Source organism: Burkholderia sp. E168m23 (genome assembly GCF_016586125.1).
Lineage (GTDB): Bacteria > Pseudomonadota > Gammaproteobacteria > Burkholderiales > Burkholderiaceae > Burkholderia > Burkholderia orbicola.
The window spans coordinates 1-11,254 of the sequence record NZ_BCPP01000116.1 but is presented as its reverse complement, the minus strand read 5'-3'; the positions used below and the strand labels follow the sequence as shown (position 1 = coordinate 11,254).

General features: G+C 65.8%; 13 protein-coding genes. 5 read left to right on the top strand and 8 right to left on the bottom strand.

Annotated elements, in window-relative coordinates; genetic code table 11:
* Positions 1-468: 468 nt before the first annotated feature.
* Together JMF90_RS08955 and JMF90_RS08950 are read right to left on the bottom strand one after the other, a co-directional pair.
* Positions 469-885, bottom strand: a complete 417-nt coding sequence (locus tag JMF90_RS08955) for a type II toxin-antitoxin system VapC family toxin (protein ID WP_027807311.1) — start codon at positions 883-885, stop codon at positions 469-471.
* Positions 872-1,108, bottom strand: a complete 237-nt coding sequence (locus JMF90_RS08950; protein ID WP_011547638.1) for a DNA-binding protein — start codon at positions 1,106-1,108, stop codon at positions 872-874. The genes JMF90_RS08955 and JMF90_RS08950 overlap by 14 nt, the downstream gene beginning before the upstream one ends.
* 490 nt (positions 1,109-1,598) lie before the next feature.
* Between JMF90_RS08950 and JMF90_RS08945 the strand changes: the two genes are divergently transcribed.
* A complete protein-coding gene (locus JMF90_RS08945; RefSeq protein ID WP_012339914.1) occupies positions 1,599-2,825 on the top strand; it encodes an acyltransferase in 1,227 nt (408 codons plus the stop codon).
* A 19-nt stretch (positions 2,826-2,844) separates the two neighbouring features.
* Here the strand turns inward: JMF90_RS08945 and JMF90_RS08940 are convergent, their stop codons facing one another.
* Positions 2,845-3,522: a hypothetical protein gene (locus JMF90_RS08940; RefSeq protein ID WP_012339913.1), complete on the bottom strand. Its 678-nt coding sequence runs from the start codon at positions 3,520-3,522 to the stop codon at positions 2,845-2,847.
* Positions 3,523-3,880: 358 nt separating this feature from the next.
* On the opposite strand from JMF90_RS08940, the gene JMF90_RS08935 reads away from it, so the two are divergent.
* Entirely contained in the window at positions 3,881-4,102 is a 222-nt protein-coding gene (locus JMF90_RS08935; RefSeq protein WP_027811879.1) for a hypothetical protein, read from the top strand.
* A 569-nt stretch (positions 4,103-4,671) separates the two neighbouring features.
* Entirely contained in the window at positions 4,672-5,361 is a 690-nt protein-coding gene (locus JMF90_RS08930; protein ID WP_171984323.1) for a hypothetical protein, read from the top strand.
* Between the two features lie 109 nt (positions 5,362-5,470).
* Here the strand turns inward: JMF90_RS08930 and JMF90_RS08925 are convergent, their stop codons facing one another.
* Positions 5,471-5,791, bottom strand: a complete 321-nt coding sequence (locus JMF90_RS08925) for a hypothetical protein (protein ID WP_166488159.1) — start codon at positions 5,789-5,791, stop codon at positions 5,471-5,473.
* On the opposite strand from JMF90_RS08925, the gene JMF90_RS08920 reads away from it, so the two are divergent.
* Complete coding sequence (locus JMF90_RS08920; protein ID WP_006478963.1) at positions 5,733-7,121, top strand: DHA2 family efflux MFS transporter permease subunit; 1,389 nt, start codon at positions 5,733-5,735, stop codon at positions 7,119-7,121. The genes JMF90_RS08925 and JMF90_RS08920 overlap by 59 nt on opposite strands.
* Positions 7,122-7,130: 9 nt before the next feature.
* Here JMF90_RS08920 and JMF90_RS08915 read toward each other — a convergent pair whose 3' ends face one another.
* The gene (locus tag JMF90_RS08915) at positions 7,131-7,511 is read right to left on the bottom strand and encodes a DUF4377 domain-containing protein (protein WP_011547632.1); all 381 of its coding nucleotides are present in this window, start codon (positions 7,509-7,511) and stop codon (positions 7,131-7,133) included.
* Between the two features lie 295 nt (positions 7,512-7,806).
* Here JMF90_RS08915 and JMF90_RS08910 point away from each other — a divergent pair, with 295 nt between their 5' ends.
* On the top strand, positions 7,807-9,003 hold the full coding sequence (locus JMF90_RS08910; protein ID WP_011547631.1) for a tyrosine-type recombinase/integrase: 1,197 nt from the start codon (positions 7,807-7,809) through the stop codon (positions 9,001-9,003).
* 120 nt (positions 9,004-9,123) lie between these two features.
* Here JMF90_RS08910 and JMF90_RS08905 read toward each other — a convergent pair whose 3' ends face one another.
* From JMF90_RS08905 to JMF90_RS08895, 3 genes are all read right to left on the bottom strand, one after another.
* On the bottom strand, positions 9,124-9,342 hold the full coding sequence (locus tag JMF90_RS08905; protein WP_011547630.1) for a YXWGXW repeat-containing protein: 219 nt from the start codon (positions 9,340-9,342) through the stop codon (positions 9,124-9,126).
* A gap of 58 nt (positions 9,343-9,400) precedes the next feature.
* Positions 9,401-10,558, bottom strand: a complete 1,158-nt coding sequence (locus JMF90_RS08900) for a DUF1501 domain-containing protein (RefSeq protein ID WP_011547629.1) — start codon at positions 10,556-10,558, stop codon at positions 9,401-9,403.
* A 2-nt stretch (positions 10,559-10,560) separates the two neighbouring features.
* On the bottom strand, positions 10,561-11,254 hold a 694-nt coding region (locus JMF90_RS08895; RefSeq protein WP_201325053.1), incomplete at its 5' end, for a DUF1800 family protein.

The window sequence follows — 11,254 nt, the reverse complement described above, 5'->3', positions numbered from 1 at the left end:
AAATGAAACCAAAGCCCTTGGTTTCGTTGAACCACTTGACGGTACCGGTATCCACAAATACTTCCTTAATACAAATAATTGAACATGCGCCCGCGACGGGCACAGAAAGAATCAAAGAGGGAGAGACCAACGACTGCCGCACGGTGTGCGGCCAATGATGAGCAATCGAACTTCTTGACGACTTCGGTCTCGGACACTACGCGGTAGCGGCCGTTTCGTCAAGTTATTTTGATGCGGCGCACAAGCGCAAATGCTCCTGCGCCTTCTGCGGCAAGTGTTGCCGGCCAATGGAGCCTGTCTCGATATGCCCCTGATTTTCCGCCGGCTTGCGCGTTTTTACTGCGGCTCTGATGCATTCGGTACCGAGCATGAATTGTGGCGGTCGCGCCGAGTTGCCTACGGGAGCCATACGTCGCTCGCCAACCTGCCTCCCCTGACCTCGCGCGATGGCCAGCCGCTGCCGCGCCGCTAGTCGAACGGATTCAGCAACCGGACGCCAGTGCGAGCGAAATCGTCGACGTTGCGCGTGACGACCGTCAGATCGTTGATCAGCGCGGTGGCCGCGATCAGCTTGTCGAGTTCGTGCGTCGGATCGGGCACCCGCAAATGCCCCCACATCTGGCTGGTCTCGATATCGACCGGCAGGATGTTCGGCGCATAGCCCGACAGGATCATCGCGATCCAGGCCTCGAGCGCCGACGCCTGGCTATGATCGCCGCGATGACGGATCAGGTCGACGCCGCGCCGCAACTCGGCCACCGTCACGACGGACAGGTAAAGCGGGCTCGCGTCGGCTTCGGCCTGCCTGAAGAACGCCCGCACGCCGCGATTGGTTCGCCTGCCCTTCCTGATTTCGCTGATGACGTTCGTATCAATCAAAAACACGCCTGACCTCGCCTGAATCCTGAACACGTTGGAAATCCGCGTCCTCGCCCACCTCCGGCATGCTCAGCAGCACTTGAGCAAATGTCCGCCGCTTCGGCCGGCCGAGCGCTTCGGCCAGAATGGCTCGATGTTCGGCCTCGGCGCTCCTGCCATTGGCCGCCGCCTGCTCACGCAGGCTTTGAACGATAGTGTCATCCACGTTACGCACCAGAAGATTTGCCATGAGTACCTCCATCCAGATTTGCTATCAATGATAGCATCACGAAGGCAAATTGCAAGCATTGCTATCATCTTCGTGACCGGACGGACCCTGGAGTCGGCGTGAGCCAGCCGCAGCGGACGGCATGAATCCATCCCCGTCCCGCCGCTGGCCCGACGCATCGAACTGCTGTCGCTCAAGGTAAGCCGGCGCGGGACGATGGGGAAGCCGGCCGGATGGCCAGTCGAGCGCATCGATCACGACGCATGTCCGGCCGGCGAGGAACGGGATTTGCGGCGCAGGCGCCGTTGGCGACATGGGCTGCGAGCACGGACATCGCACCGATTCACGCTGAAACATCGTGTTGCACACCGGGCCGCGGCCGTCGCGATCGTTTGATACCATCGAATCACAAGACCGGCGATCGAACGCCGTGCGAAGCGCGCAGAAGACCTTGCATCGACGCGGACCATCCGTGCCTGAAATCCCGATCCAAGACACGAGACGCTCTTCAGTGGACTTTGTTACGCCAGCTCTGCAAACCCTGTTCTCCCCGACACCCGACAAACTCTACTTCCCGGCATGCCTTGCGGCCGTGGCGATCATCGCGTGGCTCGTCGCCCGACACGTGCCGTTCTATCGGTCGGCCGTCGACAAGTCGCTGTCGATGCGCTATCGCAATCTCGACGGTTTCCGCGGCATCCTCGCCACCTCCGTGGTCTTCCATCACTTCGCGTGCAACCAGGCGTTGCTGTCGACCGGCGTCTGGGGGGCCGGCACCGATTTCCTGCGCAATCTCGGGACGATTCCGGTCGCGATGTTCTTCATGGTCACCGGGCTGCTGTTCTGGGAACGCGCATGCAGAGGCACGCTCGACGTGCGGACCTTCTTCGTCGGGCGCGTGCGACGCCTCGCGCCGCTCTATCTGTTCTACGCGGCCGTCATCGTCGCCTGCACGCTTTACTGGTTTCCCGGCAACGCCGTCGGCGCACCAACGCAGTTGCTGGCCGACCTGCTCAAGGCCGTTTCGCTCGGCTGGTTCGGCGCGTTCCCGATCAACGGAGCGGAGCGGACGCCCTATCTGAGCGGCGTCTGGTGGACCCTCGCGTACGAATGGCGGTTCTACGTCGCCGTCCCCTTTCTCGCGTGGTTCGTCGCCACACGTGCGTGGCGCAAGCTGCTCGCGCTCGCGATCGTCTCGGCCTGTGCCGCGTTGTTCGGGCCGCCCGGCGGCATGGCACTGCTGTTCGCGTTCGGCGCCGTGGCCTACGAGGTGTCGCGGCACCCCGCGATCTGCGCGCGGCTCGCCACGAAACCGGCGGCGACCGTCGCGCTGCTGATTCTCGCGCTGTCTCCGTCCCCGACCGAACGCTATTCGATCGAAGGCGCGCTGCCGCTGCTTCCGGTGTTTCTCTGCATTGCATGCGGGAATACGTTCTACGGTGTACTGAGAACCCGGCCGCTCGCGTTGCTCGGCACCGCCAGCTTCAGCATCTACATGATCCACATGGTGATCGTGTACATGATCGTCCACGCAGTCGACAAGTTCGTTTTCCCGATCAATTCCGTCGGCGATTCAGGCATCTGGGCGCTCGCGCTGGCGTGCGCGCTGGTTGCCGTCTTGTGCGCGCTGCTGACTTACCGCTACGTCGAGCATCCGTTCATCGCAAGACGCAACGACGCACGCCCGGCACGCCGAGCGGCCGAGCCCGCTCGCGAGCGCCAAACCGTCACGCTGTGACCCACCTTCGGTTCAAGGCTCAGAAGCGATACGAGATGCCGATCTGCAGGACCGGATACCACCGATAGCGCGACATCATTTGCCGCAGCGAATCGAGCCCGCTTGCGACCAGTACCTGGCTCTTCGCCGGTCCGGCCGCCGCGGCGAGTTCCGGCGACAGCGTGTACGAACATTTCGGCATCCCGTACGCGACGCCGATATCGGCGACGAACCCGAGCCCTTTCGACGCCGGTCGATGTCCGTAGCCGATTCCGACATACGGCATCACGGTCGGATAGCGCGCTTCCGCGACCGCATACATACCCGGCAGCGCCGGATAGCGCTTGCCGCCGAACACGTAGGTTCCGTTGGTCGGCACCGACACGCCGTGAAGTTCGTCGTCGTTGAAGCGCAGCCCCAGCGTCGCGCGGAAGCCGCTGCCTCGCCACGGGAAGATGTCGGCATAGATGCCGCCCTGGCGCAGCTTCAGGTCGTCCTGATAGCGGTTGCCGGCCACCGTGAAATCATGCGTCAGATTGATCGCGTTGAAATCCGCGTGCGCGCCCAGCATCGAATTGAAGCTCACGGCCGCTCCGATGCCGACGCCCTGCGTGCCGCCCTGCAGGTAGATTTCCTGCGCGTGCGCGCTCGCGGCGAACACCACCGCGACCGCTGCCCATTGATTCACTATCGTTTTCACGGGCGCCTCCCCCGACATGTGCCGGGCGCGACGCCACGTACATGCGACCTTCGTCGCGATGCGCGATGCGAACCCCGGCACGACACCTTGCAAGCACGCTTGCTGTTCGACGGACCGGGGACGCGTTGCGCGGTGCGCATGACCGATACGACATGCGCTGCGCATGCACCGTGGCACACGGCGCGCGCGACCCGATCCGATTCCCCGTTTGTTTCGATGTCGTTACATGCCGCGGAGGCGCGGATCGTTCTGGCGAAATTCGTCTGCGCCGGCGGCATCGGGTGAACCGCAAAGCGCGTGCCATGCGGCGCTGACCGAGGCGGAAAAAGCGCCATCCGTCGGGACGGGTCGTGGCGGGAATCGCAATCGACGGGAAATGTTTCAGGAACGTATCCGTATTCGGCACGCGACGCCGAAACACGCGATCGTCGGCATCTGGCGTCGATCGCAGAATGCAGGTGGAAAGAGGCTGGACGGCCGTCAGCGCAGGGCGGTCGCCGTTGCGATCAAGCGTGCGCCGATGGATACGTTGAAAAAGCGTTGCAAAAGTGCGACCTCGTACCGGTCGCACGCGACGCCGATGCGCTATCCCGCGTAACGAGACAGGGTGAATACCGATGCGTGCGCAAGCATCTTGTCCGTCGATGGATCAATACATGATTCGAAACGACGGCAATGGACCGACGGGCACATCGATTACTAGATGACCGGACAGCGGCACTTTTAACCTTATTGACGAGTGCAATTTCCGTGTCTCATTGCGTGCTCCACCGTAAAGCAAACCGAATCACGATGCACGGATTTACGAACTCCCCGTGGCGACACGTGAGCCGGGGTGTCTTGGTACAATCCGTCGACCAAGAGCAAGCCGATTTGGCAAACAGCCTGACCGCTAGAAAACCGCTGGCGAGGCAGCGAGTCTCTAGTAATTCGGGGATGCCAGCGGCAATTAATTAGACCAATCGAATAGCGGGGGAAATTGTGAATCGATTTGCACTTCTTTTGTTGGCTGCAACCGTGGTAGCAGGTTGTAATTCGAAACAGTCGGACAACATTCAATCGTCCGCGGCGAGTCCCAGCGCGTCTAGCGACAGCACCCCGGCACAACAACCGTCACCGCCAGTAGTCGTCGCGCCTGCGCCTCCACCCCCTTCACACCATTACGCGATGAGTCAGGACGGCACGTATGGTTACGAGCCCGCGCTCAGTGAAGACGACGTGAGAGCGGGAAAAGCGACAAAGGCGCTTGTCATGATGCGCTATGTCGGCGTGAGGGACGGTAGTTATATTCTGCTGCTGGTCGACGAGGACAACCCAAATATTTCGAACCGCATCACGTGCCAAGCTCCGTGCAATTTCGCCAAATCGCAAACCATGGCAGGCGACTCGATTCTGAAAACTGAAACACTGCGCGTTGTACCTAATTCGCTTATCGGCGCGATGATCGAAGACGCGATGTCCGGACAACTGACTCCCTATGGTCAACGTACGTCCGCGTTGACCCCATCGACTTTGCCCGTGGCTCAATCGCCCGCCAACCAGCCCGCAAGCGATGCGACGACATCCCCGCTGCAACAAACGAGCTTCGACTGCACCAAAGCGAAGTCCATTCCCGAATTTTTGATCTGTCACGATGCAGATCTTGCCGCTGCGGACCGGGATCTCGCAACGACTTACCAACAAGCCAAAGATGCCGTCATCGACAAAACTGCGTTTGTTGAGCGAACGCGCAAACAGTGGAATTTCCGAGAAAAAAATTGTCGCGACAAGGAATGTCTGACATCGTGGTATGCATACCAGAAACGCATACTGGCAAAGATTGCACAAACTGGTGATGTCACTGCTCAAGACAACTGACGCACCCTAAGTGAATCCGAAGCCCGCTCGCCTGAGTGGGCTTTTTCGTGCTTACTACTGCCGGCACCATCAAGACACGTTCAGTTGCTGCCTCGTGATGTAACCAGCCCTATCCGACGCCAGAAACACGGCTGCCTGTTCGATCGTCTCCTTGAACACCCTTGATCGCCCTCGCGCCGTCTGTTGGACGAATCGGCGTCGCGCAGGCCGGCCGCACGATAAGGACGAATTGCGGCGGGTCACGGATAATTGTCATCGCCACTTTGTGACAGTCAATGCCGTCGCGCGACTTCCCGATGACCACCGGAATCGGTACCATCGAGCGCTCGAAGTCCGGCACGCGCCGGGCTTTTCGCACCACCCATTTCGCCATGTCCCGGGAACCCACACATTCCGTGCTGCTCTGGATCGTCGCCGCTGCGTTCTTCATGCAGTCGCTCGATACGACGATCGTCAACACCGCGCTGCCCTCCATCGCCCAAAGCCTGCATGCGTCGCCGCTTGCGATGCAGCCCGTCGTGGTCGTCTACACGCTGACGATGGCGATGCTCACGCCGGCCTCCGGCTGGCTCGCCGACCGGTTCGGCACGCGCCGCGTGTTCTCGGTCGCGATCCTCGTGTTCGTGCTCGCGTCGATCGGCTGCGCGGCGTCGCATACGCTCGGCCAGCTCGTCGTCGCGCGCGCCGTGCAGGGCATCGGCGGCTCGATGCTGCTGCCGATCGGGCGGCTCGCCGTGCTGCGCCGCGTGCCGGGCGAACAGTACGTCGCGGCGATCGCGTTCGTGTCGATCGCCGGCCAGCTCGGCCCGATCGTCGGGCCGACGCTCGGCGGCTGGCTCACCCAGGCGATTTCGTGGCACTGGGTGTTCATCGTCAACGTGCCGGTCGGCGTGGTCGGCTTCATCGCCGTGCAGCGCTACCTGCCGCACGACCAGGCGACGCAACCGCCGCCATTCGACTTCGTCGGCTGTGCGTTGCTGTCGGCCGCGATGATCGCGCTGTCGCTCGCGATCGACCCGCCGATGTCCACGCACCGCGCCGCGTGGTCGGCCGCGCTCGCCGGGCTCGGCCTCGCGAGCGCGCTCGCGTACCTGCCCCATGCGCGGCGACGCACGCAGCCGCTGTTCCGGCTCGGGTTGTTCCGCGAGCCGAACTTCGGCTCGGGGCTGCTCGGCAACCTGCTGTGCCGGATCGGCACGAGTTCGGTGCCGTTCATGCTGCCGCTGCTGATGCAGGTGCAGCTCGGCTATACGCCGCTGCGATCGGGGTTGATGATGCTGCCGGCCGCGATCGCGGGCGTCATCGCGAAACGGTGGATCGCGCCGCTCGTGAAGCGCTTCGGCTATGCGGCGTTTCTGGTCGTGAATACGGGAATCGTCGGCTGCGCGATCGCGGGGTTCGCGCTGGTGTCGGCGCGGCCCGCGCCGGTGCTGGAAGGTGTGCTGCTGATCGTGTTCGGCGCGGCGAATTCGATGCAGTTCGCGGCGATGAACGGCGTGACGCTCAAGGGGCTGTCGCATGCCGACGCCGGCAGCGGCAACAGCCTGTTCACGATGATGCAGATGCTGGCGATGGGGCTGGGCGTCTCGATCGGCGGCGGGCTCGTCAACCTGTTCGCCGCCTATCGGGGCTCGATGGCGCACGGGTTCATGCTGTCGTTCGCGTGCATGGGCGTGGTGACGCTGCTGTCGTCCGTCGTGTTCCGGCGGATCGATACGGCCGCGCCGCCGGTCAAGGCGACGGCGCGACCTTCCGCGTGATCGCGCCCGTCAGTTCACCTGCCGGCGCTCGACGACGCGCTTGAGCACCCAGCGGATCGACGAACCGTCGGCCGGCGGCTGCGCGACGCGGTACTCGTCGACTTCGAGCGTGTACAGGTAGCCAGGCTGGTACGCAAACCCTTCGATGCCCGCGTACCACAGGCTCCACGGCTCGCCCGGGCTGCTGCGCACCTGCAGGCACTCCATCGGCGCGACGCCCGTGCAGCGCGCGGACTGCGGCGCGACGTAGACGGTTTTGGTCACGGGCTTGCCGTCGGCCGGACGCGTGGCATTCGGCGCGGTGGCCGCCGCATCAGTCTGGCATCCGGCGACGAGCATGCTGCCGGCAATGACGGCCGCGCCGAGCAGCGTTCTGGAGTGACGAATCATCTGATGTTCCTCTGGGAGCGTTGGAGGGCCGATTAGACGAACTGCCCCGCGAGAAAGTTCACAAACACCTTACAGGATGCGTTCGACCACTCTCACTCAAGTGATGTCGCGCGCGAGCCGATACGTTAGCGTGTTCCAGTTCCGCCGCGCGCTTCGTCACCGGCCAGTCGATCGCCATCGACGGCGGCATCACCGTGCGGCGATCGTGTACCATCTGCGCTTCCCGATACGCTTCGACGCACTGCCTTCGTTCCCCGGCCACGCCCGCGCGGTTCGCGCAGCGCGTTTCCCTCGCATGACCTCATCCGCCTCGTCCGACACCGCGCTGCGCCCGCTGCCGATCGATACGCTCGTCGTGCCGGCCGTGCTCGACGGACGCACGGGCACCAATCGCTCGGGCAGCGCGCATCCGCAGATCGCCGCGACCAACGACCTCGACGCGGTGCGCGCGTGGCTCGCGCGCTTCGTCGATACGCCGACCACGTTCCAGAACTACCGCAAGGAAGCCGAGCGCCTGCTGCTGTGGGCCGTGATCGCGTGCGGCAAGCCGCTGTCGTCGCTCACGCACGAGGATCTCGTCGTCTACCGGCAATTCCTGCTCGCGCCCGCGCCGGCCGAGCTGTGGTGCGCGAACGGCGGCCGCAAGCATCCGCGCGACGATCCGCGCTGGCGGCCGTTCTACGGGCCGCTGTCGGCAGCCAGCCAGCGGCAGGCGCTGGTGATCCTGAACGTGATGTTCTCGTGGCTCGTGCAGGCCGGCTATCTGGCCGGCAACCCGCTCGCGTTGTCGCGACAGCGGCAGCGCCGGCCCGCCCCGCGCGTCACGCGCCATCTCGGGCAGCCGCTGTGGCAATCGGTGAAGGACGCGATCGCCGCGATGCCGCGCGACGATGCGCGCGCGTGCTTCCATGCTGATCGCGCGCGCTGGCTCTTCACGCTGCTGTATCTCGGCGGGCTGCGCATCACCGAGGCGGCCGATACGACGATGGGGCAATTCTTCTGCCGGCGCGATGCGAACGGGCACGAGCGCTGGTGGCTCGACGTGACGGGCAAAGGCGGCCGGCAGCGGCTCGTGCCGGCCACCGACGAGATGATGGCCGAGCTGACGCGCTACCGGCGCACGCACGGCCTGCCCGCGCTACCGCTCGACGGCGAGCCGACCCCGCTCGTGCTGCCGTTCGGTCAGGCGCGCAAGCCGCTCACGCGCGCGGCGCTGCACCGCATCGTGAAGCAGGTGTTCCGGCACGCGGCCGGCCGGCTGCGCGCGAACGGCGAAACCGGCGAGCAGGCGGCGCGCGTGCTCGAACAGGCGTCCGCGCACTGGCTGCGCCACAGCGCGGGCTCGCACATGGCCGACGGCCGCGTCGACCTGCGGCTCGTGCGCGACAACCTCGGCCATGTATCGCTCACGACGACGAGTCAGTATCTTCATGCGGACGACGACTGGCGCCATCGCGAGACGGAGGAGAAGCACCGGATCGGGTGGGACTAGGCTGCGTTGCGCCGCTCAGCGTGCGAGGTAGAGGCCGCCGTTGCTGCGGCATTTAGCACGGTCGCTTGCCACCGGCAGGTTGATTTAGCCGCATAGCAGCACGTCGGTACGCTTGCCGTGTCAGTACACGCCAACCCAGTGCCCCGGCACCCACGCCCAGTGATTGCCGGCCCACCGGTAATGCCCCTTCGCCCAGCGATAGCCGGGCGCGGGCGGTGGCGGCGCCACCTCGACGACGGGCGCCGGCTGCGGCGGCCGCACGGGCTCGACCACGCAGGCGGACATCAGCACGGCACTCGCGCTCACCAATACGGCGAGCGAAACGGATCGGATCTTCATTGTCGATTCTCCCTGTTGTGTAATGAGTTGAGCGGGCCGAGCGCGGGCTTGCGCCGCATCACGCGACCCCATGAATCAGGCCGCTCATCGGCCGCGCCGGGCCGCTTTCCGCGAACAATGCGGACGCGGTGCGGCGCGGGTCGAGCCGCAGGCTGTCGGCGGCCGCGCCAGCGATCAGCGCGTCGAGCGATGCGGTCGGCTTCAAGTCGCGCCCTTCGTACAGATCGCCGGGGCGCAGCCCCGGCCAGTCGGCGATCACGCGCCCGCCCGCGACCGCGCCGCCCGCCAGCATCGCGACCGATGCCTGCCCGTGATCGGTGCCGCCCGTGCCGTTCACCGCGGCCGTGCGGCCGAACTCGGTCGCGACCAGCACCGTGGTCTGCTGCCACGCGGGCCCGAGGCCGTCGCGCAATGCGGCGAGCATCGTGTCGAGCGCCTTCAACTGATTCGCGAGCCGCGCGTTCTGCGCGCTATGGGTATCCCAGCCGCCCGTCTCGATCATCGCGATCCGCGGACCGTCGTCACGCGCGAGAAACGTCGCGGCGAGCTTGCCGACGCCGGCCGGGTCCTGCCGTGCATGCGCATCGCCGGCGAGACCGCGTGCTTCCATCGCGGATTGCCACAACGGGCCGAGCTGCGCGTCGGCTTCGTAGAGCGCCGACACGCGCGTGAGCAGATCGTCCGGCGCGGCGGGCGAGCCGGACGGCGCATACGACGCGGCCTGCACCGTGCCGCGCAGCGCGAGCGGCACGGTCGGCGCGAATGCGATCGCGTTGTCGCGCGTCGCCGGCAGCAGCGCGGCGAGCCGGTTCAGCCAGCCGTCCTTCACCTGGTACGGCGCACGGCCGCCCGTTTCGAGCACGTTCTGGCCGTCGAAATGCGAGCGGTCGCGATACGGCGACGCGATCGCATGGACGAACAGCGCCTGACCGTCGCGATACAACTGCGCGGTCTGCGCGAGCGACGGATGCAGCGCGAACGTGCCGTCGAGCCGCGTTGCCGCCGCCGTGTCGATCGCGAGCGGGCCGCGCAGCGACGCATACGCGGGCTCCGCATACGGGACGACGATGTTCAGGCCGTCGGCCGCGCCGCGCTGGATCACGAACACGAAGCGCCGGTCGGTCTCGACGTTCGCGAATACGATGCGTGGCGCGACGAGGATCGCGCCCGCGCCGGCGGCGGCGACGCTGAGGAATTGTCGGCGGGACAGTGCCATGGTCATCTCCGTTGGAAATCGGGCGAGACAAGCAGCAGCGCGAGCGACGTCGTCGCGCTTTCGGCGCGCGCGAGCGCGGTCGCGGTCGGCGCGCTCAGCGAACCGGCGAGCAGCGTGTTGCCGAGCGTGCGCGGGTCGAGCCGGTCGCCCGTGCGCGCGGCCAGGCGCTGCGCAATCTCGACGCGGCGTACGAGCGCGTCCGGCGCCGCCCAGCTCGCGGCGACGTCGTCGTAGCCGGCCGGCGAGCCCGGCCGCCACACCGGCTGGCCGAGCTGCGCGAGCAGCGGCGCGGCCTTGAGATCACCGGTGTCGCGCCAGCCGAGCCCGCGCAGCGACGATACGGCCCACTCCCACGGTGTCTTGAACTTGCGGTCGACCGGCGACCACGCGTCCGGCGCATCGACGAGCGCGCGATAGACGGTCGGCAGATCGCCACCGCTCGTGTCGAACGCGCGCGCGAGCCGGTCGGTCAGCGCGGGCGGCGGGTTGTCGGCGACGAAATGACGGGCGAGCTGAAACGCGACGTGCCGGCCCGTCGCCTCCGATCGCGCGAGGTCGTGCAGGATCGCGCGCGCCTGCGCTTCGCCCGGTTGATCGTAGGTGCGGCCCATTACCGTGCGCGTGCCGGGTTCGTGCAGGTTCGGGCGGAACACGAATGCACCGGGCGCCGCATCGCCCGGTTGCGGCCCGCGCCCG